The sequence below is a fragment of the Pseudomonas inefficax genome (genome assembly GCF_900277125.1).
GTDB lineage: Bacteria > Pseudomonadota > Gammaproteobacteria > Pseudomonadales > Pseudomonadaceae > Aquipseudomonas > Aquipseudomonas inefficax.
This window is the reverse complement of the sequence record NZ_OPYN01000070.1, coordinates 41675-67584: the sequence shown is the minus strand read 5'-3', so window position 1 is coordinate 67584 and position 25910 is coordinate 41675. Positions and strand designations below refer to the sequence as shown.

General features: G+C 63.8%; 22 protein-coding genes. 16 read left to right on the top strand and 6 right to left on the bottom strand.

Annotated elements, in window-relative coordinates; translation table 11 throughout:
- The first annotated feature begins 21 nt into the window (after positions 1-21).
- Together JV551A3_RS07940 and dapC are read left to right on the top strand one after the other, a co-directional pair.
- Complete coding sequence (locus tag JV551A3_RS07940; RefSeq protein ID WP_133970537.1) at positions 22-2724, top strand: [protein-PII] uridylyltransferase; 2703 nt, start codon at positions 22-24, stop codon at positions 2722-2724.
- Positions 2725-2754: 30 nt separating this feature from the next.
- Positions 2755-3951 carry a succinyldiaminopimelate transaminase gene (dapC, locus tag JV551A3_RS07935; RefSeq protein WP_133978557.1) on the top strand — a complete coding sequence of 399 codons (1197 nt, stop codon included), beginning with the start codon at positions 2755-2757 and terminating at the stop codon, positions 3949-3951.
- Between the two features lie 301 nt (positions 3952-4252).
- Here dapC and JV551A3_RS07930 read toward each other — a convergent pair whose 3' ends face one another.
- Positions 4253-5899, bottom strand: coding sequence for a Na+/H+ antiporter (locus JV551A3_RS07930; RefSeq protein WP_133978555.1), 1647 nt, complete (start codon positions 5897-5899; stop codon positions 4253-4255).
- 248 nt (positions 5900-6147) lie between these two features.
- On the opposite strand from JV551A3_RS07930, the gene JV551A3_RS07925 reads away from it, so the two are divergent.
- From JV551A3_RS07925 to JV551A3_RS07900, 6 genes are all read left to right on the top strand, one after another.
- On the top strand, positions 6148-6426 hold the full coding sequence (locus JV551A3_RS07925) for a type II toxin-antitoxin system RelE/ParE family toxin (RefSeq protein WP_133970534.1): 279 nt from the start codon (positions 6148-6150) through the stop codon (positions 6424-6426).
- Positions 6427-6434: 8 nt separating this feature from the next.
- The gene (gene graA, locus JV551A3_RS07920; RefSeq protein WP_133970533.1) at positions 6435-6734 is read left to right on the top strand and encodes a type II toxin-antitoxin system antitoxin GraA; all 300 of its coding nucleotides are present in this window, start codon (positions 6435-6437) and stop codon (positions 6732-6734) included.
- A gap of 125 nt (positions 6735-6859) precedes the next feature.
- The gene (locus JV551A3_RS07915) at positions 6860-7207 is read left to right on the top strand and encodes an ArsC family reductase (protein ID WP_025337970.1); all 348 of its coding nucleotides are present in this window, start codon (positions 6860-6862) and stop codon (positions 7205-7207) included.
- 31 nt (positions 7208-7238) lie between these two features.
- On the top strand, positions 7239-8273 hold the full coding sequence (gene dapD, locus JV551A3_RS07910) for a 2,3,4,5-tetrahydropyridine-2,6-dicarboxylate N-succinyltransferase (RefSeq protein ID WP_025337969.1): 1035 nt from the start codon (positions 7239-7241) through the stop codon (positions 8271-8273).
- An 81-nt stretch (positions 8274-8354) separates the two neighbouring features.
- A complete protein-coding gene (locus JV551A3_RS07905) occupies positions 8355-9560 on the top strand; it encodes a cysteine desulfurase (protein ID WP_133970532.1) in 1206 nt (401 codons plus the stop codon).
- A complete protein-coding gene (locus tag JV551A3_RS07900) occupies positions 9557-9967 on the top strand; it encodes a SufE family protein (protein ID WP_085618290.1) in 411 nt (136 codons plus the stop codon). Before JV551A3_RS07905 ends, JV551A3_RS07900 begins: the two co-directional genes overlap by 4 nt.
- 111 nt (positions 9968-10078) lie before the next feature.
- On the opposite strand, the gene tcdA is transcribed toward JV551A3_RS07900, so the two are convergent.
- A complete protein-coding gene (gene tcdA / locus JV551A3_RS07890; RefSeq protein WP_166674220.1) occupies positions 10079-10888 on the bottom strand; it encodes a tRNA cyclic N6-threonylcarbamoyladenosine(37) synthase TcdA in 810 nt (269 codons plus the stop codon).
- 119 nt (positions 10889-11007) lie between these two features.
- Here tcdA and JV551A3_RS07885 point away from each other — a divergent pair, with 119 nt between their 5' ends.
- From JV551A3_RS07885 to JV551A3_RS07870, 4 genes are all read left to right on the top strand, one after another.
- A complete protein-coding gene (locus tag JV551A3_RS07885) occupies positions 11008-13599 on the top strand; it encodes a glycosyltransferase (protein ID WP_133970530.1) in 2592 nt (863 codons plus the stop codon).
- 199 nt (positions 13600-13798) lie between these two features.
- Positions 13799-14950 carry a succinyl-diaminopimelate desuccinylase gene (gene dapE / locus JV551A3_RS07880; protein ID WP_133970529.1) on the top strand — a complete coding sequence of 384 codons (1152 nt, stop codon included), beginning with the start codon at positions 13799-13801 and terminating at the stop codon, positions 14948-14950.
- Positions 14950-15762: a putative RNA methyltransferase gene (locus tag JV551A3_RS07875; RefSeq protein ID WP_133970528.1), complete on the top strand. Its 813-nt coding sequence runs from the start codon at positions 14950-14952 to the stop codon at positions 15760-15762. Before dapE ends, JV551A3_RS07875 begins: the two co-directional genes overlap by 1 nt.
- Before the next feature lie 17 nt (positions 15763-15779).
- Positions 15780-16157, top strand: a complete 378-nt coding sequence (locus JV551A3_RS07870) for a hypothetical protein (RefSeq protein ID WP_112251022.1) — start codon at positions 15780-15782, stop codon at positions 16155-16157.
- Positions 16158-16274: 117 nt separating this feature from the next.
- Here JV551A3_RS07870 and JV551A3_RS07860 read toward each other — a convergent pair whose 3' ends face one another.
- Positions 16275-16484 carry a cold-shock protein gene (locus JV551A3_RS07860; RefSeq protein WP_003252255.1) on the bottom strand — a complete coding sequence of 70 codons (210 nt, stop codon included), beginning with the start codon at positions 16482-16484 and terminating at the stop codon, positions 16275-16277.
- A 232-nt stretch (positions 16485-16716) separates the two neighbouring features.
- On the opposite strand from JV551A3_RS07860, the gene plsB reads away from it, so the two are divergent.
- The 4 genes from plsB (at position 16717) to JV551A3_RS07840 (ending at position 21185) form a co-directional block, all read left to right on the top strand.
- Positions 16717-19203 carry a glycerol-3-phosphate 1-O-acyltransferase PlsB gene (gene plsB / locus JV551A3_RS07855; protein WP_133970527.1) on the top strand — a complete coding sequence of 829 codons (2487 nt, stop codon included), beginning with the start codon at positions 16717-16719 and terminating at the stop codon, positions 19201-19203.
- 80 nt (positions 19204-19283) lie between these two features.
- On the top strand, positions 19284-19997 hold the full coding sequence (locus tag JV551A3_RS07850) for a hypothetical protein (RefSeq protein WP_133970526.1): 714 nt from the start codon (positions 19284-19286) through the stop codon (positions 19995-19997).
- Between the two features lie 70 nt (positions 19998-20067).
- A complete protein-coding gene (locus tag JV551A3_RS07845; RefSeq protein ID WP_133970525.1) occupies positions 20068-20466 on the top strand; it encodes a YbaY family lipoprotein in 399 nt (132 codons plus the stop codon).
- Between the two features lie 32 nt (positions 20467-20498).
- Entirely contained in the window at positions 20499-21185 is a 687-nt protein-coding gene (locus JV551A3_RS07840; protein ID WP_133970524.1) for a DUF4197 domain-containing protein, read from the top strand.
- A gap of 43 nt (positions 21186-21228) precedes the next feature.
- On the opposite strand, the gene JV551A3_RS07835 is transcribed toward JV551A3_RS07840, so the two are convergent.
- From JV551A3_RS07835 to JV551A3_RS07825, 3 genes are all read right to left on the bottom strand, one after another.
- The gene (locus tag JV551A3_RS07835; RefSeq protein WP_133970523.1) at positions 21229-21606 is read right to left on the bottom strand and encodes a hypothetical protein; all 378 of its coding nucleotides are present in this window, start codon (positions 21604-21606) and stop codon (positions 21229-21231) included.
- Positions 21607-21706: 100 nt separating this feature from the next.
- Entirely contained in the window at positions 21707-24772 is a 3066-nt protein-coding gene (locus JV551A3_RS07830) for an efflux RND transporter permease subunit (RefSeq protein WP_133970522.1), read from the bottom strand.
- 6 nt (positions 24773-24778) lie between these two features.
- A complete protein-coding gene (locus JV551A3_RS07825; protein ID WP_133970521.1) occupies positions 24779-25879 on the bottom strand; it encodes an efflux RND transporter periplasmic adaptor subunit in 1101 nt (366 codons plus the stop codon).
- Positions 25880-25910 lie beyond the last annotated feature (31 nt).

The window sequence follows — 25910 nt, the reverse complement described above, 5'->3', positions numbered from 1 at the left end:
CCACGACAGGAACGTGACGCGATGCCCCAGGTGGACCCCGAGCTGTTCGACCGCGGCCAGTTCCAGGCGGAACTGGCCCTCAAGGCGAGCCCCATCGCCGCCTTCAAGAAAGCCATCCGCCAGGCCGGCGAGGTGCTCGACAAGCGTTTCCGCAGTGGGAACGAAATTCGCCCGCTGATCGAGGCCCGCGCCTGGCTCGTCGACAACATCCTGCAACAGGCCTGGAACCAGTTCGACTGGGGCGACCAGAGCGGCATCGCCCTGGTCGCGGTGGGCGGTTACGGGCGCGGTGAGCTGCACCCGCATTCGGACATCGACCTGCTGATCCTGCTGGGTGCCGCCGAACACGAGCAGTACCGCGATGCCATCGAACGGTTTCTCACCCTGCTGTGGGACATCGGCCTGGAAGTGGGCCAGAGCGTGCGTACCGTCGACGAGTGCGCAGAGCAGGCCCGTGCCGACCTGACGGTCATCACCAACCTAATTGAAAGCCGCACCATTGCCGGCCCCGAGGCGCTGCGCCAGCGCATGCTGGAAGTGACCAGCACTGCGCATATGTGGCCGAGCAAGGACTTCTTCCTGGCCAAGCGGGCTGAACTCAAGGCCCGCCACCACAAGTACAACGACACCGAGTACAACCTCGAACCCAATGTGAAAGGTTCACCCGGTGGCCTGCGCGACATCCAGACAGTGCTGTGGGTGGCCCGCCGCCAGTATGGCACCCTCAACCTGCACGCGCTGGCCGGCGAAGGTTTCCTGCTGGAAAGCGAGAACGAGCTGTTGGCCTCGTCCCAGGACTTCCTGTGGAGGGTGCGCTACGCCCTGCACATGCTGGCCGGGCGCGCCGAGGACCGCCTGCTGTTCGACCACCAGCGCAGCATCGCCGCGCTGCTGGGCTACAGCGACGACAACCCCAAGCGGGCGATCGAGCAGTTCATGCAGCAGTACTACCGGGTGGTGATGAGCATCAGCCAGTTGTGCGACCTGATCATCCAGCACTTTGAGGAAGTCATCCTCGCCGATGACGACAGCGGCACTACCCAGCCGCTGAATGCGCGCTTCCGCCTGCATGACGGCTATATAGAAGCGGCCAGGCCGAACGTGTTCAGGCGCACACCGTTCGCCATGCTGGAAATCTTCGTGCTGATGGCCCAGCACCCCGAGATCAAGGGCGTACGTGCCGATACGGTGCGGCTGCTGCGCGAGCACCGGCACCTGATCGACGACACCTTCCGCACCGATATCCGCAACACCAGCCTGTTCATCGAGCTGTTCAAGTGCGAAATCGGCATCCACCGCAACCTGCGGCGGATGAACCGCTACGGCATCCTCGGCCGCTACTTGCCCGAGTTCGGCCTGATTGTCGGGCAAATGCAGCACGACCTGTTCCACATCTATACGGTCGATGCGCACACCCTCAACCTCATCAAGCACCTGCGCAAGCTTCAATACACGCCGGTGTCCGAGAAATTCCCGCTGGCCAGCAAGCTCATGGGCCGCCTGCCCAAGCCCGAGCTGATCTACCTGGCCGGCCTGTACCACGACATCGGCAAGGGCCGCCAGGGCGACCATTCCGAGCTGGGCGCGGTGGATGCGCAGAAGTTCTGCGAACGCCACCAGTTGCCGGCCTGGGACAGCCGGTTGATCGTCTGGCTGGTGCAGAACCACCTGGTGATGTCGACCACCGCCCAGCGCAAGGACTTGTCCGACCCTCAGGTGATCAACGATTTTGCCCTGCACGTGGGCGACGAGACACGCCTGGACTACCTGTACGTGCTGACCGTGGCCGATATCAACGCCACCAACCCCAGCCTGTGGAACTCGTGGCGGGCAAGCCTGCTGCGCCAGCTGTACACCGAGACCAAGCGCGCCCTGCGCCGTGGCCTGGAAAACCCGCTGGACCGCGAAGAGCAGATTCGCCAGACCCAATCGGCGGCGCTGGATATCCTGGTGCGCGAAGGCACCGACCCGGACGACGTCGAGCAACTGTGGTCGCAGCTGGGCGATGATTACTTCCTCAAGCACACCGCCGCCGACGTGGCATGGCACAGTGACGCGATTCTCCAGCAGCCGGCCGATGGCGGGCCGCTGGTGCTGATCAAGGAAACCACCCAACGCGAATTCGAGGGTGGCACGCAGATCTTCATCTATGCCCCCGACCAGCACGACTTCTTTGCCGTGACGGTGGCGGCCATGTCGCAGCTGAACCTGAACATTCATGACGCGCGGATCATCACTTCGAGCAGCCAGTTCACCCTCGACACCTACATTGTCCTGGACAACGATGGCGGCTCGATCGGCGACAACCCGCAGCGGGTCAAGCAGATTCGCGATGGCCTGACCGAAGCGCTGCGCAACCCCGAGGATTACCCGACCATCATCCAGCGTCGGGTACCGCGCCAGCTCAAACACTTCGACTTCCCGCCACAGGTGACCATCCTCAACGATGCCCAGCGACCGGTAACCATCCTCGAAATCACTGCGCCCGACCGCCCAGGCCTACTGGCCCGGCTGGGGCGGATCTTCCTGGAGTTCGACCTGTCGCTGCAGAACGCCAAGATCGCCACCCTTGGCGAGCGGGTGGAAGACGTGTTCTTCATCACCGATGCCGACAACCAGCCGCTGTCCGACCCTCAGCTGTGCAGCCGGCTGCAGGAGGCCATCGTCCAGCAGCTGCAGGCCGGCCAGGCCAGCGATGCCAGCCCTACCCGCGTGACCTTTTAACGACTAGACGATTGACGAGACCTTGCGCCGATGAACCATGCCTTGACCCAGCTTCAGCCCTACCCGTTCGAGAAACTCCGCGCCCTGCTGGGTAGCGTTGCACCTGCGGCGGACAAGCGCGCCATCGCCTTGTCGATCGGTGAGCCGAAGCACGAATCGCCGGCGTTCGTTGCCCAGGCCATGGCCGACAACCTCGACAAGCTGGCAGTGTACCCAAGCACCATCGGCCTGCCTGCCCTGCGCCAGGCCATCGGCCAGTGGTGCGAGCGGCGCTTCGGCGTACCGGCCGGCTGGCTGAACGCCGACCGCCACATCCTGCCGGTCAACGGCACCCGCGAAGCGTTGTTCGCCTTCACCCAGGCCGTGGTCAACCGCGCCGATGACGGCCTGGTGGTCAGCCCCAACCCGTTCTATCAGATCTACGAAGGCGCAGCGCTGCTGGCCGGTGCCACCCCGCACTATCTGCCGTGCCTGGAAAGCAACGGTTTCAACCCCGACTTCGACGCCGTGCCGGCTGAAGTGTGGAAGCGTTGCCAGATCCTGTTCCTGTGCTCGCCGGGCAACCCCACCGGCGCATTGGTGCCGATGACCACACTGAAGAAGCTGATTGCCCTGGCCGACGAGCATGACTTCGTGATTGCCGCCGACGAGTGCTACAGCGAGCTGTACTTCGACGAGGATGCCCCACCACCAGGCCTGCTGACTGCCTGTGCGGAACTGGGCCGCAGCGACTTCAAGCGCTGCGTGGTATTCCACAGCCTGTCCAAGCGCTCCAACCTGCCGGGCCTGCGCTCCGGCTTCGTCGCCGGTGACGCCGAGATCATCAAGCCGTTCCTGCTGTACCGTACCTACCACGGCTGCGCGATGCCGGTACAAACCCAGCTGGCCAGCATTGCTGCGTGGCAGGACGAGGCGCATGTACGCGAGAACCGCGACCAGTACCGCGCCAAGTACGATGCCGTGCTGGATATCCTGCAGCCGGTGCTGGATGTGCAGCGCCCGGATGGCAGCTTTTACCTGTGGGCCAAGGTACCCGGCGGCGATGCCGAATTCACCCGCGACTTGTTCGAGGCCCAGCATGTGACGGTGGTGCCGGGGTCGTACCTGTCGCGTGAAGTGGATGGCGTGAACCCGGGTGCCGGGCGTGTGCGCATGGCACTGGTTGCACCGCTGGCCGAGTGCATCGAGGCGGCGGAGCGAATTCGCGCATTTCTGCAGAACCGCTAATTGGCTTAGGGGGCGCTTTGCGCCCCTTTCGCCGGCAAGCCAGCTCCCACCTTGACCGCGCTGCCCTCAAGACTTGCGCAGTACCTGTGGGAGCGGGCAAGCCCGCGAAACAGACGACGCGGTGGATGGCACGGGCTTCGCCCGTGTTCGCGGGCGCGCCCGCTCCCACAGGGATCGCGCCAGCTTTTAGAAATTGAGCAAGACAGTTGCTCCCACCTTGACCGCATCAACTTCAAGCCCTGTGCAGTCCCTGTGGGAGCTGGCTTGCCGGCGAAAGGGCCGCAAAGCGGCCCCCCGCTGTCTACCTGACTGACCCCAGGTTTGCCTCACTCAGATCCAGCTCACCCAGCACCTGCCGCACCACTTCATCCCCCACCTGATGCTTGCGATGCAGCTCGTACAGTTCCAACCGCTGCGCCCGCAGCGCCCGCAAGCGCAAACGCCGCTCCAGCAGGTCCATCTGCTCGGCCAGCGCCTTGGCCTCGGCGGTGTCGTTGTAGCTGTCCAGCTCATCGCGGTATTCCGCCATCAAGCGCGCCTTCAACTCGGTCGCCAGGGTCGCCTGCGCGGCATCCTGCGGCGCATTGCTGTCGATCACTTCCTCGGCCTCCAGCGCATGGATCGCCGCCTCGGCCGTGCGTCGCCACGCCTCCTGCACCTCCTGATGCAGCCGCTCATCCGGGCTTTTGGTAATACCGCGCAGCAAAATCGGTAACGCGATACAGGCGCTGATCAACGACAGCAGGATCACCCCGGCCGCAATGAAAATCAGCAGGTCACGCTCCGGGAAGGCCTTGCCCGCCCCTATCAGCAGCGGGATCGACATCACGCCGGCCAGGGTCACCGCACCGCGCACACCGCCCAGGGTCAGCAACCAGCAGGAACGCGCCGTCGGCATCAGCACCAGCGCGGGCTTGCCGCGCCAGCGGCGTACCACACCGATCGAGCGCCAGATGCTCTGCACCCAGATGAACCGCAACAAGATCAGCGCGGCAAAGATCGCCACTACGTCCAGGCAGCGGTAGGCCAGGGTCGGCCACACAGTCGCTTCGTGGCTGACCACCGCCTTGATGATGTCTGGCAGCTGCAGGCCCAGCAGCAGGAAGATCAGGCCGTTGAAAGCGAACTCCAGCAGCGACCACACGCTGCGGTTGAGCAGGCGCGTGCTGGTCTGCCGTGGCAGCAGGTCGAGCCAACTCTGCATCATGCCGGCCGCCACCGCCGAAAGGATGCCCGACACGCCCAGGCGCTCGGCCAGCACGTAGGCGGCGAACGGCAGCAGCAACATGAACACCACGTGGGTGGCCGGGTCGTCCCAGCCGCGAGCGATCATCCATGCCCGCAGGCGGCCGATCAGCCAGCTCAGGGCCACGCCCACCGCCAGGCCGCCCAGGGCGACCAGAACGAAGCTGAAACTTGCATCCGTCAGCGAGAACACCCCGGTGATCGCCGCCGCCAGGGCAAACTTGAAGGTCACCAGGCCCGAGGCATCGTTCATCAGGGCCTCGCCCTGGAGCATGTGCATCAGCGGGGTGGGCAGCCGGTCCTGGGTGATGGCCGAAACCGCCACGGCGTCGGTCGGCGACAGCACTGCGGCCAGGGCGAAGGCCACTGGCAGCGGGATGCTCGGCAGCAACCAGTGAATGAAGTAACCGGCACCGACCACGGTAAACAGCACAAGGCCCACGGCCAGCGCCACCACCGGCCCACGAATGCGCCACAACTCGCGCTTGGGAATGCGCCAGCCGTCGGCGAACAGCAGCGGCGGCAGGAACAGGAACAGGAACAGCTCGGGGTCCAGTGCCACATGCAGGCCCAGTGTCGGCCAAGCGAGCAAGGCGCCGGCGGCTATCTGCACCAGCGGCAATGGCAGCGGAATCATGCGGCCGACCAGCTTCGACACGCTAACCAGCGTCAGCAGGATGAGAACGGTATAGGCGGACTGCATCCGGGAAAGCTTCCTTTGTGAACCAGAGACGACAACAGGGCGAAACATCGCCATTGAAACAATATGTTAGCGGCGATGGGCGATTCAGGGCCGCTGCACGATAGTCGCAGGTGGTTGGGGAATATGTAACATGATGATACCCAGCAATCGTGACTGACGTTGGCGAGCATCGTGCGCTAGCCAGGCTTGAACTGCTGAAATACCGCCGTATAATCATCCTTAACGAATAACGTTAAGCATTCAGCATCATGATTCGAAGCTTTAGCTGTGCCGACACGGAAGCACTTTTTACTCATGGAAAGACACGGCGTTGGTCAGATATCAAGTCAGTTGCGGAACGCAAACTGGCCATGCTCGAGGCCGCAACAGAGCTGCGAGACCTTCGGTCGCCACCTGGCAACCGTCTCGAGGCATTGAGCGGCAACCGTGCCGGCCAGCACAGTATCCGTGTCAATGACCAATGGCGCCTGTGCTTTACCTGGACCGACAACGGGCCGATTAACGTTGAAATTGTCGATTACCACTGAGGTGCACCATGCTCAAGAACGGTATGCGTCCGATTCATCCCGGAGAGGTCCTGCGTGAGGACTTCCAGAAAGAAATGGGTTTCAGCGCCGCGGCACTGGCCCGGGCGCTAGGCGTTGCCACGCCAACCGTCAACAACATCCTGCGTGAACGGGGCGGTGTTTCCGCCGACATGGCGCTGCGCCTGTCCATCTGCCTGGACACCACCCCCGAGTTCTGGCTCAACCTGCAGACCGCCTTCGATCTGCGCACCGCCGAACAGCAACACGGTGATGAGATCTTCGGTTCGGTACAGCGCCTGGTCGCTTGAGACACACCCTGATCACTAAACATGGGCGCCACGGGCGTGGCGCCGCGTGGATCGTTCCCGCATAATCCCGCGACTGAAATCGGAAAACGGAGAGATTGGGGCAACCTGTGACCCCAATGCACACAATGACCTACACGCTCTACGGCATCAAAGCCTGTGACACCATGAAAAAGGCGCGTACCTGGCTCGAAGACCAGGCCATCGCCTACGAATTCCACGACTACAAGGCCCAAGGCATCGATCGTGACAGCCTGAATCGCTGGTGCGACGAACACGGCTGGGAAGTCATCCTCAACCGTGCCGGCACCACCTTCCGCAAGCTGGACGACGCCAGCAAGGCCGACCTCGACCAGGCCAAGGCCGTCGAGTTGATGCTGGCCCAGCCGTCGATGATCAAGCGCCCGGTGCTAGACCTTGGCGCGCGTACCCTGGTCGGCTTCAAGCCCGACCTGTATGCCGCTGCCCTGGCCTGAGCCGCTACCCTATTTCGCACGAGGTAATCACATGTCCAATACCCTGTTCAGCCTGGCCTTCGGTGTCGGCTCCCAGAACCGCCAGGGCGCCTGGCTGGAAGTGTTCTACGCACAACCGCTGCTCAACCCGAGCGCCGAACTGGTCGCTGCAGTAGCCCCGGTTCTCGGTTACCAAGGTGGCAACCAGGCCATCGCCTTCAGCAACGCCCAGGCCGCGCAACTGGCCGAAGCCGTGAAAGGCGTGGATGCCGCCCAGGCCGCCCTGCTGACCCGCCTGGCTGAAAGCCACAAGCCGCTGGTCGCCACCCTGCTGGCCGAAGACGCCGCGCTGACCTCGACCCCAGAGGCCTACCTCAAGCTGCACCTGCTGTCGCACCGCCTGGTCAAGCCACACGGCGTGAGCCTGGCCGGCATCTTCCCGCTGCTGCCGAACGTGGCCTGGACCAACCAGGGCGCGGTCGACCTGGCCGAACTCGCCGAACTGCAACTGGAAGCGCGCCTGAAGGGCGAGCTGCTGGAAGTGTTCTCGGTGGACAAGTTCCCGAAAATGACCGACTACGTGGTCCCGGCCGGCGTGCGTATCGCCGACACCGCCCGTGTGCGCCTGGGCGCCTACATCGGCGAAGGCACCACCATCATGCACGAAGGCTTCGTCAACTTTAACGCTGGCACCGAAGGCCCGGGCATGATCGAAGGCCGCGTTTCCGCTGGCGTATTCGTCGGCAAGGGCTCGGACCTGGGCGGCGGCTGCTCGACCATGGGCACCCTGTCCGGTGGCGGCAACATCGTCATCAAGGTTGGCGAAGGCTGCCTGATCGGCGCCAACGCCGGTATCGGCATTCCGCTGGGCGACCGCAACACCGTCGAAGCCGGCCTGTACATCACCGCCGGTACCAAGGTGAACCTGCTGGACGAGAACAACCAGCTGGTCAAGGTGGTCAAGGCCCGCGACCTGGCCGGCCAGACCGACCTGCTGTTCCGCCGCAACTCGTTGAACGGCGCGGTGGAATGCAAGACCCACAAGTCGGCCATCGAGCTGAACGAGGCGCTGCACGCGCACAACTGAGAACCCTCGGCGGTTTGAAGTGTTAAGATCGGGTCTGGCGCCAAGGTGCCAGACCCGATTTTCATTCCAGGCCCCGCGACCATGTTCCAGCCCTCCCCCTGGCGTGCCGATTTTCCCGCGATCGCCGCCCTGCAACGGCAGCACCAGACCTACTTGGACAGCGCCGCCACCACCCAGAAGCCGCAAGCCTTGCTCGATGCCCTGAGCCATTACTACGGCCATGGCGCGGCCAACGTGCACCGTGCCCAGCACTTGCCCGGCGCACTGGCAACCCAGGCCTTCGAAACCAGTCGTGACAAGGTTGCCGCCTGGCTAAATGCCGCAGACTCGCGGCAGATCATCTTCACCCACGGTGCTACCTCGGCGCTGAACTTGCTGGCCTACGGCCTGGAGCACCGCTTCGAGGCCGGTGACGAAATTGCCGTCAGCGCCCTGGAGCACCATGCCAACCTGCTGCCCTGGCAACAGTTGGCGCGCCGGCGCAACCTGCGCCTGGTGGTGCTGCCGCTGGATGCCCATGGCCGCATCGACCTGGACCAGGCGCTGCAACTGATCGGCCCGCGCACCCGGGTGCTGGCGGTGAGCCAGCTGTCCAACGTGCTGGGCACTTGGCAACCGCTACCAGCGCTGCTGGCCCATGCCCGCTCCCAAGGCGCGTTGACCGTGGTCGACGGTGCCCAGGGCGTGGTGCATGGCCGCCATGATGTTCAGCAACTTGGCTGCGACTTCTATGTTTTCTCCAGCCACAAGCTGTACGGCCCGGAAGGCGTTGGCGTGCTGTACGGCCGCAGCCAGGCGCTGGACCTGCTGCACCACTGGCAGTTCGGCGGCGAGATGGTGCAACTGGCCGAGTACCACAGCGCCAGCTTCCGCCCGGCACCGCTGGGGTTCGAGGCCGGTACGCCGCCGATCGCCGGAGTGATCGGCCTGGGGGCGACCCTGGACTACCTGGCAAGCCTCGATGCCCAGGCACTCGAAGCCCATGAAACCAGCCTGCACCAGCATCTGCTGCGCGGCCTGGCGGACCGCGATGGGGTGCGTATCCTCGGCAACCCACAGGCGGCCCTTGCCAGTTTCGTCATTGAAGGCGTGCACAACGCCGACATCGCTCACCTGCTGACCGAGCAAGGCATTGCCGTGCGTGCCGGGCATCACTGTGCCATGCCGCTGCTGAAGGGTTTGGGCCTGGAGGGCGCGATCCGCGTGTCATTGGGGCTATATAACGATAGCGATGACTTGCAGCGTTTCTTCGCGGCGCTGGATCAAGGCCTGGAGCTGTTGCGATGACGCTGCCCGATCAGGCGCGCCAGGCGCTGGAAGCTTTCGAGCAGGGCAAGGGTTGGGAACAGCGTGCGCGGCTGCTGATGCAGTGGGGCGACCGGCTGGAACCGCTGGCTGACAGCGAAAAGACCGAGGCTAACCGCGTGCATGGCTGCGAAAGCCTGGTATGGCTGGTGGCCGAGCAGGTCGAGGGCTTGTGGCGGTTCAAGGCCAGCAGCGATGCACGCCTGTTGCGCGGGCTGCTGGCGTTGTTGCTGGTGCGGGTGCAGGGGTTGGCCAGCGAAGAGCTCGCCGGGCTCGATCTGCGTGAGTGGTTCACTCAGCTGGGCCTGGAGCGTCAGCTTTCGCCGTCGCGCAGCAATGGGCTGCATGCGGTGTTGCAGCGGATGGCGGAGCTGGCGTCCAACCGTTGAATCGGTGCTGGCTTCTTCGCGGGCTCGCCCGCTCCCACAGGACTTTCACCTTTCTTGAGAGAAATGCAGTACCTGTGGGAGCGGGCAAGCCCGCGAAGAAGCCCATGCGGTCTATTCAGGCTTGACCCGCTCCGAAGGCCGTCGTGCCCCGGCCACCAGTTTTTCCACCGCCTTGCTCGCCGCCACCATGCCAAAGGTCGCGGTCACCATCATCACCGCGCCAAAGCCACCCGAGCAGTCCAGCCGCACGCCCTCGCCCACGAAGCTTTTCTGCAGGCAAACGCTGCCATCGCCCTTGGGGTAGCGCAGCTGTTCGCTGGAGAACACGCATGGCACACCATAGTTGCGGCTGACATTGCGCGAGAAGTTGTAGTCGCGGCGCAAGGTGGAACGCACCCGCGAGGCCAGCGGGTCGTTGAAGGTCTTGTTCAGGTCGGCGATCTGGATCTGGGTCGGGTCGATCTGCCCACCGGCGCCACCGGTGGTGACGATGGCGATCTTGCGTCGCCGGCACCAGGCGATCAGCGCCGCCTTGGCCATGACGCTGTCGATACAGTCGATCACACAGTCGAGGTTCTCGGTGATGTATTCGACCATGGTGTCGCGGGTGACGAAGTCGGCCACTGCATGCACCGTGCACGCCGGGTTGATCGCCCGCAGTCGCTCGGCCATGACCTCGACCTTGGGCCGCCCCACCTGCCCTTCCAGGGCATGGGCCTGGCGGTTGGTGTTGCTGACACACACGTCGTCGAGGTCGAACAGCGTGATCTCGCCCACGCCACTGCGTGCCAGCGCTTCCGCCGCCCACGAGCCTACCCCGCCTATACCGACCACGGCCACATGGGCCTGGCCCAGACGGTGCAGCCCCTGGTCGCCATACAGCCGGGCAACGCCGGCGAAGCGTGGATCTTCTGTGCTCATGTTCATACCCCAAAAAACCGGCGCGCATTATATGCCAGCGGGCCCATGGCCTGCATCGTTAGGAAAGAGACTACCAACCCTGCTTTAATGTCCTATCACTTCGACACATATGGACGACAATGTCTTCACGTAAATTCGGCCTGAACCTGGTCGTGGTCCTGGCCATCGCCGCGTTGTTCACCGGGTTCTGGGCACTGATCAACCGCCCGGTCTCCGCCCCCGCCTGGCCAGAGCAGATCTCTGGTTTCTCGTATTCACCGTTCCGTCTGGGCGAAAGCCCGCAGAAGGGGCAGTACCCCAGTGACGACGAGATGCGCCAGGACCTGGAACAGTTGAGCAAACTGACCGACAGCATCCGGATCTACACCGTGGAGGGCACCCAGGCGGATATCCCGCGTCTGGCCGAGGAATTTGGCCTGCGGGTGACGCTGGGCATCTGGATCAGCCCGGACCTGGAGCGCAACGAACGCGAAATCGCCACGGCCATCCAGCTGGCCAACAACTCGCGCAGCGTGGTTCGGGTAGTGGTCGGCAACGAAGCGCTGTTCCGTGAAGAAGTCACCCCGGAAAACCTGATCAAGTATCTCGACCGGGTACGCGCAGCCGTCAAGGTGCCGGTGACCACCAGCGAGCAATGGCACATCTGGAAGGAAAACCCGCAGCTGGCCAAGCACGTCGACCTGATTGCCGCACACATCCTGCCGTACTGGGAGTTCGTGCCGATGAAGGATTCGGTCGAGTTCGTGCTCGACCGCGCCCGCGAGCTGAAGCACCAGTTCCCGCGCAAACCCCTGCTGTTGTCGGAAGTCGGCTGGCCGAGCAACGGCCGCATGCGCGGTGGCGCCGATGCCACCCAGGCCGACCAGGCCATCTACCTGCGCACCCTGGTCAACACCCTCAACCGGCGTGGCTACAACTACTTCGTCATCGAAGCCTATGACCAGCCGTGGAAGGCCAGCGACGAAGGCTCGGTGGGTGCCTACTGGGGCGTGTACAACGCCGAGCGCCAGCAAAAATTCAACTTCGACGGCCCGGTGGTGGCGATTCCGCAATGGCGGGCCCTGGCAGTCGCCTCGGTGGTGCTGGCGATGATTGCCCTGATGGTGCTGTTCATCGACGGTTCGGCCCTGCGCCAGCGAGGCCGCACCTTCCTGACCTTCATCACCTTCCTGTGCGGGTCGGTGCTGGTATGGATCGCCTACGACTACAGCCAGCAATACAGCACCTGGTTCAGCCTTACCGTAGGCGTGTTGCTGGCCCTCGGCGCGCTGGGCGTGTTCATCGTGCTGCTGACCGAGGCCCACGAACTGGCCGAGGCGGTGTGGATACACAAGCGCCGTCGCGAGTTCCTGCCGGTGCAGGCCGACAGCGCCTACCGGCCCAAGGTGTCGGTGCATGTGCCGTGCTACAACGAGCCGCCAGAGATGGTCAAACAGACCCTCGATGCCCTGGCCGCGCTGGACTACCCCGACTACGAAGTGCTGGTGATCGACAACAACACCAAGGACCCGGCCGTGTGGGAGCCGCTCAAGGCCCATTGCGAGAAGCTCGGCGAGCGCTTCAAGTTCTTCCACGTCGCACCCCTGGCCGGCTTCAAGGGCGGGGCGCTGAACTACCTGATCCCGCACACCGCTAAGGACGCCGAAGTGATCGCGGTGATCGACTCGGACTACTGCGTCGACCGCAACTGGCTCAAACACATGGTGCCGCACTTCGCCGACCCGAAGATTGCCGTGGTGCAGTCGCCGCAGGACTACCGCGACCAGCACGAAAGCGCCTTCAAGAAGCTGTGCTACAGCGAGTACAAGGGCTTCTTCCACATCGGCATGGTCACCCGCAACGACCGTGATGCGATCATCCAGCACGGCACCATGACCATGACCCGGCGCAGCGTGCTGGAAGAGCTGGGCTGGGCCGAGTGGTGCATTTGCGAGGACGCCGAACTTGGCTTGCGAGTGTTCGAGAAGGGCCTGTCGGCCGCCTATGCCCACAACAGCTACGGCAAAGGCCTGATGCCAGACACCTTCATCGACTTCAAGAAGCAACGCTTCCGCTGGGCGTATGGTGCCATCCAGATCATCAAGCACCATGCCAGCGCCCTGTTGCGCGGCAAGGGTAGCGAGCTGACCCGCGGCCAGCGCTACCACTTCCTGGCCGGCTGGCTGCCATGGATCGCCGATGGCATGAACATCTTCTTCACCATCGGTGCGCTGCTGTGGTCGGCGGCGATGATCATCGTGCCGCACCGAGTCGACCCGCCGCTAATGATCTTTGCCATTCCGCCGTTGGCGCTGTTCTTCTTCAAGGTCGGCAAGATCATCTTCCTCTACCGCCGCGCGGTAGGGGTGAACCTGAAAGATGCCTTTGCTGCGGCACTGGCGGGGCTGGCACTGTCGCATACCATTGCCAAGGCGGTGCTGTACGGGTTCTTTACCAGCAGCATGCCGTTCTTCCGCACGCCGAAAAACGCCGACAGCCATGGGTTGCTGGTGGCGATTTCCGAGGCGCGGGAAGAGCTGTTCATCATGTTGCTGTTGTGGGGCGCGGCGCTGGGTATCTACCTGGTGCAGGGCCTGCCGAGTTCGGACATGCGCTTCTGGGTGGCGATGTTGCTGGTGCAGTCGTTGCCTTATGTGGCGGCGCTGGTGATGGCGTTCCTGTCGTCGCTGCCCAAGCCCGGGGAAAAGGCCGTCGAGGCGCAGCAGGCTTGAGATCGTGGGGGCGCTTTGCGCCCCGTTCGCGACACAAGGCCGCTCCTACACCGGATCGCATCCTGTCAGATGTGGCGCGATCGCCTGTAGGAGCGGCCTTGTGTCGCGATGGGCCGCAAAGCGGCCCCATTGGCCTGACGGTTTGATATAAGATAACGCCCCTCAGATTTCCCCGCCTTGCCTTGCCCCGGAGTCCCCCATGACGGCCCCTGCCGAGCTCTCGCCCACCCTACAACTGGCCTGTGACCTGATCCGCCGCCCCTCGGTCACCCCCGTCGACGCCGACTGCCAGGCGCAGATGATGAATCGCCTGGGCGCCGTGGGCTTCCAGCTGGAACCGATGCGCATCGAGGACGTCGACAACTTCTGGGCCACTCACGGCAACCAGGACGGTCCGGTGCTGTGCTTCGCCGGCCACACCGATGTGGTACCCACCGGCCCGGTACAGCAATGGCAGCATGAGCCGTTCGAAGCGCTGATCGACGCCGATGGCATGCTCTGCGGCCGTGGCGCCGCTGACATGAAAGGCAGCCTGGCCTCCATGGTGATTGCCAGCGAGCGCTTCGTGCAGGACTACCCGAACCACCGCGGCAAGGTCGCGTTCCTGATCACCAGCGACGAGGAAGGCCCGGCCCACCATGGCACCAAGGCCGTGGTCGAGCGCCTGAAAGCACGCAACGAGCGCCTGGACTGGTGCATCGTTGGCGAGCCCTCCAGCACCACCTTGCTGGGTGACGTGGTCAAGAACGGCCGCCGTGGCTCGTTGGGCGCCAAGCTCACAGTGCGCGGCAAGCAGGGCCATGTGGCCTACCCGCACCTGGCACGCAACCCGATCCACCTGGCCGCACCGGCCCTGGCAGAACTGGCGACGGAGCACTGGGACGAAGGCAATGCGTTCTTCCCGCCGACCAGCTTCCAGATCTCCAACCTCAATTCCGGCACCGGTGCCACCAATGTGGTCCCGGGCGACCTGACCGCACTGTTCAACTTCCGCTTCTCCACCGAGTCGACTGTCGAAGGCCTGCAGGCGCGGGTATCGGCAATCCTCGACAAGCATGAGCTGGACTGGTCGATCGACTGGGCGCTGTCGGGCCTGCCGTTCCTTACCGAACCGGGCGAATTGCTGGACGCCGTTTCGGCCAGCATCAAGGGCGTCACCGGTCGCGACACCCAGCCGTCGACCAGCGGCGGTACCTCCGATGGCCGCTTCATCGCCACCATGGGTACCCAGGTGGTCGAACTCGGCCCGGTCAACGCCACCATCCACCAGGTGGATGAGCGGATCCTGGCCAGCGACCTCGACCTGCTCACCGAAATCTACTACCAGACCCTGGTCCGGTTGCTCGCCTGATGCTCGCCTGCCCTCTTTGCCAGGCGCCACTGAGCCGGCTCGACAACGGTGTGGTGTGCCCGGCCGGCCACCGCTTCGACCGGGCCCGCCAGGGTTACCTGAACCTGCTGCCGGTGCAGCACAAGAACAGCCGCGACCCCGGTGACAACCAGGCCATGGTCGAAGCCCGCCGCGATTTCCTCGACGCCGGCCACTACGCGCCGGTGGCGCGCCGCCTGGCCGAGCTGGCCGCCGAGCGCCAGCCCGGGGCCTGGCTGGACATCGGCTGCGGCGAGGGTTACTACACTGCGCAGGTCGCCCAGGCTCTGCCGGCTGCCGACGGCTACGCCCTGGACATCTCTCGCGAGGCAGTCAAGCGTGCCTGCCGCCGCGCGCCCGAGGTTACCTGGATGGTCGCCAGCATGGCCCGCGTGCCGCTTGCCGACGCCAGCTGCCAGTTCATCGCCAGCGTGTTCAGCCCGCTGGACTGGGCCGAGGCCAAGCGCCTGCTCGGCCCAGGCGGTGGCCTGATGCGGGTCGGCCCCACCAGCGGCCACCTGATGGAACTGCGCGAAGTGCTCTACGATGAAGTACGCCCTTACGCCGACGACAAACACCTGGCCCTGGTCCCCGAAGGCATGGCCCTTGCCCACAGCGAAACCCTGGAGTTCCGCCTGAGCCTGGCCGCACCCAAGGCCCGCGCCGACCTGCTGGCCATGACCCCGCACGGCTGGCGTGCCAGTGCCGAAAAGCGTGCCCGGGTGATCGACCAGCCCGAGCCGTTCGAGGTCACGGTTTCCATGCGTTATGACTATTTCGTGCGCCAAGACTGAGCAAACCCGGAGCCCTTATGCGCCAACCTGATATCGAGATCTACCTGAAGGACGCCGACGTCGACCACAAGCAGATTGCCGAATGGCTCGCCCAGGCAATCGGCCCATGCAGCGAATGGAAGCAGAAAGGCCATACCTTCAAATGCCTGGCCGGTAACATTCCGGTCACCTGGCTACCCAAGGCTGTAGGGAAATGGAACAGCCTGTACCTGGAAAGCGACCAGACGCCGTGGGCCGATGACGTCGCCTGCGCCCGCGCCGCATTTGCTGCACTGGGTGTGGAAGTGCGTTGCGCGCCAGGTGGCTGGGTGGAGGAAGATGGGGAAGAAGATGCCGACCGCTGGGTCCGCATCAGCGCCGACGGTGAAGAGGAAATCACCTGGCGCACCGCTTGAGCGGTATTTTTTGTGGGAGCCGGCTTGCCGGCGATGCAGGCAACACGGTGCCTGGCACCGGCTTCGCCGGTGATCGCCGGCAAGCCGGCTCCCACACAAACCGTTACAGCTTGAGGCTCAGAGGCCCACTACGTCTTCGGCTTGCAGGCCTTTCTGGCCCTGCACGCAGGCGTATTCCACCCGCTGCCCTTCGACCAGGGTACGATGCCCCTCACCGCGAATCGCCCGATAGTGGACGAAGACATCCGCACCACCTTCGCGCTGAATGAAGCCATAACCCTTGGCATCGTTGAACCACTTTACATTCCCAGTCTCACGAGACGACATCTGAACTACTCCGGATTTTTATTGTGAAGATCGCCTTGCAGACACAGGGTCTGCTCCCTGTGTCGACGCCGCTTGCGCAAATATCTTGCAAGTGGCAGGCCGAGTATATGACACAGAACAAAAAAATTTGATGACCGTCGCGCCGTTCGGCGATTTTTGCTGAACTTGCGCGGATACGGCAGACTAAATGGCTGGATACCCACCTGAAAATCACACCCAGGGCACACACCCCATGACCCGTTCCCCCCTGCGCCGCCTGATCTTCGGCGCCCTGCGTCGCCTGTTGTACCTGTGGGTACGCTCCGAGACCATCAACCAGTCCTCCCTCACCCTCAAGCTCGACCGCAGCCGCCCGGTGTTCTACGCCTTGCCCTCGCCCGCACTCACCGACCTGGCCGTGCTCGACCATGAATGCACCAAGGCAGGCTTGCCGCGCCCGGTGCTGCCAGTAGCGGTTGGCCCGCTGCAGGAACCGGCGGCATTCTTCTACCTGACCCCGGACCCGGACTGGCTCGGCCGCCATGACAAGCGCGGCGCCCCGCCCACCCTGGAGCGCCTGGTCGCCGCCGTCAGCCAGCATGCCGAAGAGGATGCGCAGATCATTCCGGTCAGTGTGTTCTGGGGCCAGACCCCGGCGAGTGAATCCAGCCCGTGGAAGTTGCTGTTCGCCGACAGCTGGGCAGTTACCGGACGCCTGCGCCGGCTGCTGACCGTACTGATCCTCGGGCGCAAGACCCGGGTGCAGTTCTCCGCGCCCATCCACCTGCGCGAACTGGTACAGCACAACAAGGGCCACGAGCGCACCGTGCGCATGGCCCAGCGCCTGATGCGCGTGCACTTTCGCAACCTCAAGACCGCCGTTATCGGCCCGGACATCTCGCACCGGCGCAACCTGGTCAAGGGCCTGATCCACGCTCCCCAAGTGCGCCAGGCCATCGTCGATGAGGCGCAGCGCGAGAACCTGCCGCTGGCCAAGGCCGAAGCCCAGGCTCTGCGCTATGGCAACGAGATCGCCTCGGACTACACCTACACCGCCATCCGCTTTCTCGAAGTAGTGCTGAGCTGGTTCTGGAACAAGATCTACGATGGCATCAAGGTCAACCACATCGAGCAGGTGCAGGGCATCGCCCCTGGCCACGAAGTGATCTACGTACCGTGCCATCGCAGCCACATCGACTACCTGCTGCTGTCGTACCTGTTGTTCCGCAACGGCCTGACACCGCCGCATGTGGCTGCGGGCATCAACCTCAACATGCCGCTGGTGGGTAACCTGCTGCGCCGTGGTGGTGCCTTCTTCATGCGCCGCACGTTCAAGGGCAACCCGCTGTACACCGCAGTATTCAATGAATACCTGCATACCCTGTACACCAAGGGTTTCCCGGTCGAATACTTCGTCGAAGGCGGCCGCTCGCGCACCGGGCGCATGCTGCAGCCACGCACCGGGATGCTGGCCATTACCTTGCGCAGCTTCCTGCGCTCGTCGCGCACGCCGATCGTGTTCGTGCCGGTGTACATCGGCTACGAGCGCGTGCTCGAAGGGCGCACCTACCTGGGCGAACTGCGCGGTGCCAGCAAGAAGAAAGAGTCGATCTTCGACATCTTCAAGGTATTCGGCGCGCTCAAGCAGCGCTTTGGCCAGGTGTACGTGAACTTCGGCGAGCCGATCCGCCTGGCCGGCTTCCTCGACCAGCAACAGCCCGGCTGGCGTGAACAGGACCACGGCCCGCAATACCGCCCTGCCTGGCTCAACGCCGCCACCACCCGCCTGGGCGAAACCGTGGCCCGCCACCTCAACGAGGCGGCCGCGATCAACCCGGTCAACCTGGTGGCCCTGGCGCTGCTGTCCACCAGCCGCCTGGCCCTGGACGAGCGCGCCCTGACCCGCGTGCTCGACCTGTACCTGGCCTTGCTGCGCCAGGTGCCCTATTCGCCGCACACCACCCTGCCCGAGGGCGATGGCCAGGCGCTGATCGAACACGTGCGCGGCATGAACCTGGTCGCCGAGCAGAAGGACGCCCTTGGCCGCATCCTGTACCTGGATGAAGGCAACGCGGTACTGATGACCTATTACCGCAACAACGTGCTGCACATCTTCGCCCTGCCGGCGCTGCTGGCCAGCTTCTTCCTCAGCAGCTCGCGCATGAGCCGCGAACTGCTGGGCCAGTATGTGCATGCGCTGTACCCCTACCTGCAGGCCGAACTGTTCCTGCGCTGGACGCCGGAGCAACTGGATGCGGTGATCGACCAGTGGCTGGCCGCCCTGGTCGAGCAAGGGCTGCTGCGCCAGGACAACGATACTTACATTCGCCCGCCACCCAGCTCGCGGCAGTTCGTATTGCTCACCCTGCTCGCTCGCACCATCACCCAGACTCTGCAGCGCTTCTACATGGCCACTTCGCTGCTGCTCAACAGCGGACAGAACAGCCTCAGCGCCGAAGAACTGGAAGACCTGTGCGTGATGATGGCCCAGCGCCTGTCGATCCTGCACGGCCTGAACGCCCCGGAGTTCTTCGACAAGACGCTGTTCCGCCATTTCATCCAGACCTTGCTCGAGCAAGGCGTGCTGCACGCCGACGCGCAAGGCAAGCTGGGTTATCACGACAAGCTCGGCGAGTTGGCAGAAGGCGTGGCCAAGCGCGTGTTGTCGGCCGAGCTGCGCCTGTCGATCCGCCAGGTCGCACTGCACCGTGATGAACCCACGGACGTCACGCAAGGATAGGGTTTCCAGCTCCACCAGGATGCCTCAGGGGGCCAGGATTGCGCTACCGCAATCCTATCCCCCACACCTGAGTAACAAACATGTCCGATACACTTGAAATCCGCGGTACCCTCTTTGCCCCCTTCGTCCCCGCGGTTGCCGAGCCCCCGACACGCCTTTGCATAATCGTGACAGGCTTGCTGGAAGGCGAAGAACAGATGCTCGCCACTTGCAGCTCACAAGCCACTGGGGCACCGCTGCCTTTTCGCTTGCACCTTGACCGCAACAGCCTGGGTGATATCGCAGAACTCACCCTCGAGGCTCGTTGCACGGCGGGCATAGGTGAGGATGCCGTGCTAGCCCGCACGACGCAGAAGGTACTCATTACCGATGTCCTGCAGGGCATTGCCTTGGAACTTAACCTGGTCGCTATGGATAGTGCCCCCGTGGATCCGGAAAAACATCCACTGCCACCGACCGTCATCGAGCTGACCGGGTTAGTGAGTATTCCACCTGAGTTATGCCAGGAGGTGGCCTATCTGGATGCCACTTTGTTGGTCGTTCAGGAAGATGGCCATAGCACCCGTTACAGCAGCAACCTCGCAGAGCACTCCCTGTACTTGAAAGGTGAGAGTGCACCGTTCTCGTTGTTCATCGACGTCGCAACGCTCCCGAAAGATCGCCCCACCAAGCTGCATCTAGGGTTGTACAACTTGGAGCGTAATACTATTTACGCAGGTAACGTGCTCAAGAACCTGGACTTTTCCAACCCACCTGACCTGTCCATGATTGCCTTGCGCAAGCCACGCCGCTGATTGATCGAGGAAAATCCGCTAAAGTCCTTGGCGTTGGCCACAAGCCAACGCCAAGGACCACGGAGATTCCATGAAAAAGCTCTTTATGCTGTGTTGCGCATCATTGCTTGCAGCCTGTTCCAGCCAAACCCCGTCCAACCAGGCCAGCCTGGATGGCGAAGTCTTCTACCTGCAGCGCATCGCCCTGCCACCTGCCGCCACCCTGAGCGTCGAGTTGCAGGATGTCTCGCTGATGGACGCCCCCGCCTTGATCCTTGCCCGCCAGGCTGGCCCGGTAAAAGGCAACGTGCCGCTACCGTTCCACCTCACTTACGACCCGGCCCAGGTCAAGCCAGGCCACCGCTATGCGGTCAGCGCGCGGATTGAACTGGGCGGCAAACTGCTGTTTATCAACACCGAACACCAAGGCGTCGCACTCGACGGCAGCGACCAGCAGCCGGTACGGGTCAAAGTCGACCCGGTGCGCTGAGCCCGCCCCACTTCATCGATAAGGAAATACCCATGATTCGCGCTTCCCTGCGCTTCACTACCCTGTGCACCGGCCTGCTGCTGTCGGCCAGTGCTCTGGCCCTGTCGCTTGGTGACCTGAGCCAGTCCGACGCCACCGGCGGCCTGAAGGATGCCCTTACCCAAGGCGCGCAGATTGCCGTCAAGCAGTTGAGCACGCCAGGCGGCTTCAGCAACAACCCTGATGTGCGCATCGAGCTGCCGGGTAACCTCGGCAAAGCCGCCAAAGCCATGAAGATGTTCGGCAAGGGCGACCAGGTCGAAGCCCTGGAAACCAGCATGAACAAAGCCGCCGAAGCCGCCGTGCCGCAGGCCCAGGCGATTCTGGTGGATGCTGTGAAGAAGATGACCGTGACCGATGCCAAGGGCATCCTCAGCGGTGGTCAGGACTCAGCCACCCAGTACCTGAACAAGAGCAGCCGCGAGCAGATCCGCGCCAAGTTCCTGCCGATCGTCAAGCAGGCAACCGACAAGGTCGGTGTCGCCCAGCAGTACAACGCCTTCGCCGGCCAGGCCAAGGGTCTGGGGCTGATCAAGGATGACGCCAACATCGAGAACTACGTGACCGAGAAGGCGCTGGATGGCCTGTTCGAGATGATTGCCAAGCAGGAAGAGAGCATCCGCCAGAACCCAGCGCAGGCAGCTACCAGCCTGGCCAAGAAGGTTTTCGGCGCCCTGTGATGCCGGAGGAAGGACTGCCTGCAGCCCTTCCTTACCTCAGAACCTACGCGACGTTGACAGAGTCCAACTTGAGCGTCACCTTGGAATTCATCTCGCCTACCGTATGGCTAGTGAATGTCCTATCGCGATAAAGCACTCGTTCCTCATCATGCAATTTGCCGTTGATGTACACGGCGGGAGTGCGAATTTCTACACTGATCGCCATTTCATCAAGTGAACGTACGAGTCGGGAGTCGTAGTACAACCGCATATGGATTGGCGTAGGCCCCTCGTAACGCTGACGCAGCTCGACAATGGTCCTGTCGGTATCCATAAGGAAAGCGTCATACAGACTCAGATGCACGAATGTGCTTCGTTCAAAATTGTCTTTGGGCGTGGTGACTATTTCAACATCAAGCCATTTGTAGTGTGATCCGGTCATGGGAATGCTCTGTTGGGGGTTATAAACGCATGTCGCAGGCTGATCTTCAGCCTTCCAGCTTCCCCCTGGCATCCCGACAAATTTCCCTCCCCTGCACTCGTCAACCTTTCTTCACTCTGAACCACGCTGCATAAAGCGCCGGCAGGAACAGCAACGTCAACGCCGTGGCCACGATCAACCCGCCCATGATCGCCACCGCCATCGGCCCGTAGAACACGCTACGCGACAACGGAATCATCGCCAGCACCGCCGCCAGTGCAGTCAGCACGATAGGGCGGAACCGCCGCACCGTGGCTTCGATGATCGCCTGCCAGCGCTCCAGCCCCGCCGCGATGTCCTGCTCGATCTGGTCCACCAGGATCACCGAATTGCGCATGATCATCCCCGCCAGGGCAATGGTGCCGAGCATGGCGACAAAGCCGAACGGCTGGCGGAACACCAGTAGGAACAAGGTCACGCCAATCAGCCCCAGAGGCGCAGTGAGGAACACCATCACCGTGCGCGAGAAGCTGCGCAGCTGGATCATCAGCAAGCTCAGCACCACCACCACGAACAGCGGCATACCGGCATTCACCGACTTCTGCCCGCGCTCGGAGTCTTCGACCGTGCCGCCGACTTCCAGCAAATAGCCATCCGGCAGCTTGGCGCGGATGTCACGCAGAGTCGGCTCTATCTGCTTGACCAGCGTCGCCGGCTGCTCCTTGTCGTAGATATCGGCGCGCACGGTCACCGTCGGCAGGCGGTTACGGTGCCAGATGATGCCTTCCTCGAAGCCGTACTCCAGGGTCGCGACCTGCGACAGCGCCACGCTCTGGCCATTGTCGGTCGGCAGTGCCAGGCTGCCGAGGTTGCCCAGCTCGCTGCGCTCCTGCCGGGTGCCGCGCAGCAGGATCTCGATCAGCTCGTTGTCTTCGCGGTACTGGCTGACCGTGGTGCCGGTCAGCGAGCTTTGCAGGAAGCTCGACAGGTGCGCGGTGCTCACGCCCAGGGCGCGGGCGCGGTCCTGGTCAATCTCGAGGAACACCGCCTTGCTCGGTTCTTCCCAGTCCAGGTGAACGTTGACCACATGCGGGTTCTGGCGCACCTTGTCGGCCACTTCACGGGCCAGCGCACGAGCCTTCTCGATGTGCTCGCCAGTCACCCGGAACTGCACCGGGTAACCCACGGGCGGGCCGTTTTCCAGGCGCGTGACCCGGCCACGCAGGTCGGGGAACTGCTGGTCCATGGTGCTGATCAGCCAGCTGCGCAGGCGCTCGCGGTCCTCCATCGACTCGGCCAGTACCACGAACTGGGCGAAGCTGGCCGCCGGCAGCTGCTGGTCCAGCGGCAGGTAGAAACGCGGCGAACCGGTGCCCACGTAGGCCACGTAGTTGTCGATACCTTCCTGCTGCTTGAGCAGCGCCTCCAGTTGCTTGACCCGCTCGGCGGTGTTGGCCAGCGAGGCACCTTCGGCCAGTTTGAGGTCGACCATCAACTCCGGGCGCCCGGAAGCCGGGAAGAACTGCTGGGGCACGAAACGGAACAGCAGGATACTGCCGACAAAGGCGGCAATGGTCAGCAGGATCACAGTCTTGCGCCGCCGCACGCACCACTCCACCACACGCCGTACGCGCTGGTAGAACGGTGTGGCGTAAGGGTCTGGCGCGTGGCCGTCCTTGCCATGGCGGGCGGCATGCAGCTTGGCCAGATCTGGCAGCAAGCGCTCGCCCAGGTAAGGCACGAATACCACCGCGGCCACCCAGGAGGTCAGCAAGGCGATAGTCACCACCTGGAAGATCGAACGGGTGTATTCGCCCGTACTGGAGGCTGCCGTGGCAATGGGCAGGAAGCCCGCCGCCGTGATCAGGGTGCCGGTGAGCATCGGGAACGCAGTGCTGCTCCAGGCGTAGCTGGCCGCCTTGAGGCGGTCGTAGCCCTGCTCCATCTTGATCGCCATCATCTCCACGGCAATGATCGCATCATCGACCAACAAGCCCAGGGCCAGCACCAGCGCGCCAAGGGAGATCTTGTGCAGGCCGATGCCGAAGTAGTTCATGGCGGCGAAGGTCATGGCCAGCACCAGCGGGATGGCCAGCGCCACTACCAGCCCGGTGCGCAGGCCCAGGGAGAAGAAGCTCACCAGCAGCACGATGACCAGTGCCTCGACCAGCACCTGGACAAACTCGCCCACGCCGGCCTTGACCGCCGCCGGCTGGTCCGAAACCTTGCGCAGCTCCATGCCGGCCGGCAGGCTGCGGGCCAGGCGTTCGAACTCGCTTTCCAATGCCTTGCCCAGAACCAGGATGTCGCCGCCGTCCTTCATCGACACCGCCAGGCCAATGGCATCCTCGCCCATGAAGCGCATGCGTGGTGCGGGCGGGTCGTTGAAGCCGCGGTGCACTTCGGCCACATCGCCAATTCGGAAGGTGCGATCGCCCACGCGGATGGGGAACTGGCGAATCTGCTCGACGCTGTCGAAGCGCCCGCTCACCCGCAGTTGCAGGCGATCGCTGGGCGTTTCGAAGAAGCCGGCGGTGCTGACCGCATTCTGTTCCTGCAGGGCCTGCTGCACGGCCTCCAGCGGCACGCCGAGGGTAGCCAGCTTGAGGTTTGACAGCTCGATCCAGATTTTCTCGTCCTGCAGGCCGATCAGCTCGACCTTGCCCACATCCTTGACCCGCTGCAACTGGATCTGGATACGGTCGGCATAGTCCTTGAGCACCGCGTAGTCGAAGCCATCACCGGTCAGGGCATAGATGTTGCCGAAGGTGGTGCCGAACTCGTCATTGAAAAACGGGCCCTGGATTTCCGGCGGCAAGGTGTGGCGGATGTCCGCAACCTTCTTGCGGATCTGGTACCACAGCTCGGGGATGTCCTTGGAATGCAGCGAGTCGCGGGCCATGAAGGTGACCTGCGATTCGCCCGGGCGGGAGAACGAGACAATCCGCTCGTACTCACCGGTTTCCATCAGCTTCTTCTCGATGCGCTCGGTGACCTGCCGCGACACTTCCTCGGCAGTGGCACCAGGCCACAGAGTACGAATGACCATGGCCTTGAAGGTGAACGGCGGGTCCTCGCTCTGGCCGAGCTTGGTGTAGGACATGGCGCCAATGGCCGCCAGCAGGATCATCAGGAACAGGACGATCTGGCGGTTGCGCAGCGCCCAGGCAGAAAGGTTGAAACCCATCGGGACTTACTCCTTAGCCGTCAGGTTCACTACGCGATTGGTACGGTCCACGGGGCGTATCTCCTGGCCCTCGCGCAATACATGGCCACCCGCGGCGACTACCCAGTCGCCGGGGGCGAGGCCTTCGAGCACGGGTACGCTGTCGGCACCATAAGCCCCCAGGCGTACCACTGCCCGCTCCAGGCGGCTGTCCTTGGTGACCCGCCAGACGTAGGCCTGACCGTTTTCCGCAGTGACTGCCGACAGCGGCACCGCCAGCGGGATCAGCCCTTCGTGAGCGATGAACACTCGGGCACTCTGGCCCAGCTCCGCCGGTGTGGCGGCCGAGGTAAAGGCGATGCGGGCAGCGAAGGTGCGCGACCGCGGGTCGGCGGCCGGTGACAGCTCGCGGATGCGCCCCTGGAAGCGCTCTTGCGGGTGCGACCACAGCTCAACGCTCACCGGCTGGCCCACGGCGAAGCGGGCGAACTGCTGCTCCGGCAAGCCGATGGCCACTTCCCGCTCGCCATCGGCGGCCAGGGTGAACACGGTCTGCCCTGCGGCGACCACCTGGCCCACTTCCACCTGGCGCTTGGCGATCACACCGGCCTGGGGGGCGCGCAGCACGGCATATTCAGCCTGGTTGCCAGCCACGTCGAACTCGGCCTTGGCCTGTTTCAGCCGGGCCAGGCCGGCGCGGTAGAGGTTTTCGGCGTTATCGAACTGGGAATGGCTGACCATCTGCCGGTCCAGCAGCTTCTGGTAGCGATCGCGCTCGGCGCGCACCAGCGACAGGTTGGCCTCGGCGGCTGCCAGCTGGGCACGGTTGGCTTCCAGCTGCAAGCGCACATCCTGCGGGTCCAGTTCGGCGAGCGGCTGGTCGGCCTTGACCCGCTGTCCTTCCTCGACCAGGCGTTTGCTGACCTTGCCGCCAATGCGGAAAGCCAGTTCCGGCTCGAAGCGCGCCCGCACTTCGCCGGGGTAACTGTCGGCAGCGGCTTCGGCTGGCTGCGGCTGCACCACCAGCGCCGGGCGCGGCGCGGCAGGTGGGGCGGCATCCTGGCCGCACGCCGCCAGGAACAGCACGGCAGCGGCGGGCAGAGCGATGGACAAGGCATGGCGCAACATGATGAATCCTTTCGCGGAGGGCACGACTGAA

What these genes read in the sequence shown, in the direction of transcription:
- JV551A3_RS07825 (WP_133970521.1), bottom strand. Translation starts at nt 25,879, where the DNA reads ATGTTGCGCCATGCCTTGTCCATCGCTCTGCCCGCCGCTGCCGTGCTG.
- graA (WP_133970533.1), top strand. Translation starts at nt 6,435, where the DNA reads ATGCTCAAGAACGGTATGCGTCCGATTCATCCCGGAGAGGTCCTGCGT.
- JV551A3_RS07860 (WP_003252255.1), bottom strand. Translation starts at nt 16,484, where the DNA reads ATGTCGTCTCGTGAGACTGGGAATGTAAAGTGGTTCAACGATGCCAAG.
- JV551A3_RS07940 (WP_133970537.1), top strand. Translation starts at nt 22, where the DNA reads ATGCCCCAGGTGGACCCCGAGCTGTTCGACCGCGGCCAGTTCCAGGCG.
- JV551A3_RS07870 (WP_112251022.1), top strand. Translation starts at nt 15,780, where the DNA reads ATGCGCCAACCTGATATCGAGATCTACCTGAAGGACGCCGACGTCGAC.
- tcdA (WP_166674220.1), bottom strand. Translation starts at nt 10,888, where the DNA reads ATGAGCACAGAAGATCCACGCTTCGCCGGCGTTGCCCGGCTGTATGGC.
- JV551A3_RS07840 (WP_133970524.1), top strand. Translation starts at nt 20,499, where the DNA reads ATGATTCGCGCTTCCCTGCGCTTCACTACCCTGTGCACCGGCCTGCTG.
- JV551A3_RS07885 (WP_133970530.1), top strand. Translation starts at nt 11,008, where the DNA reads ATGTCTTCACGTAAATTCGGCCTGAACCTGGTCGTGGTCCTGGCCATC.
- dapE (WP_133970529.1), top strand. Translation starts at nt 13,799, where the DNA reads ATGACGGCCCCTGCCGAGCTCTCGCCCACCCTACAACTGGCCTGTGAC.
- plsB (WP_133970527.1), top strand. Translation starts at nt 16,717, where the DNA reads ATGACCCGTTCCCCCCTGCGCCGCCTGATCTTCGGCGCCCTGCGTCGC.
- JV551A3_RS07875 (WP_133970528.1), top strand. Translation starts at nt 14,950, where the DNA reads ATGCTCGCCTGCCCTCTTTGCCAGGCGCCACTGAGCCGGCTCGACAAC.
- JV551A3_RS07915 (WP_025337970.1), top strand. Translation starts at nt 6,860, where the DNA reads ATGACCTACACGCTCTACGGCATCAAAGCCTGTGACACCATGAAAAAG.
- JV551A3_RS07845 (WP_133970525.1), top strand. Translation starts at nt 20,068, where the DNA reads ATGAAAAAGCTCTTTATGCTGTGTTGCGCATCATTGCTTGCAGCCTGT.
- dapD (WP_025337969.1), top strand. Translation starts at nt 7,239, where the DNA reads ATGTCCAATACCCTGTTCAGCCTGGCCTTCGGTGTCGGCTCCCAGAAC.
- JV551A3_RS07930 (WP_133978555.1), bottom strand. Translation starts at nt 5,899, where the DNA reads ATGCAGTCCGCCTATACCGTTCTCATCCTGCTGACGCTGGTTAGCGTG.
- dapC (WP_133978557.1), top strand. Translation starts at nt 2,755, where the DNA reads ATGAACCATGCCTTGACCCAGCTTCAGCCCTACCCGTTCGAGAAACTC.
- JV551A3_RS07850 (WP_133970526.1), top strand. Translation starts at nt 19,284, where the DNA reads ATGTCCGATACACTTGAAATCCGCGGTACCCTCTTTGCCCCCTTCGTC.
- JV551A3_RS07900 (WP_085618290.1), top strand. Translation starts at nt 9,557, where the DNA reads ATGACGCTGCCCGATCAGGCGCGCCAGGCGCTGGAAGCTTTCGAGCAG.
- JV551A3_RS07905 (WP_133970532.1), top strand. Translation starts at nt 8,355, where the DNA reads ATGTTCCAGCCCTCCCCCTGGCGTGCCGATTTTCCCGCGATCGCCGCC.
- JV551A3_RS07830 (WP_133970522.1), bottom strand. Translation starts at nt 24,772, where the DNA reads ATGGGTTTCAACCTTTCTGCCTGGGCGCTGCGCAACCGCCAGATCGTC.
- JV551A3_RS07835 (WP_133970523.1), bottom strand. Translation starts at nt 21,606, where the DNA reads ATGACCGGATCACACTACAAATGGCTTGATGTTGAAATAGTCACCACG.
- JV551A3_RS07925 (WP_133970534.1), top strand. Translation starts at nt 6,148, where the DNA reads ATGATTCGAAGCTTTAGCTGTGCCGACACGGAAGCACTTTTTACTCAT.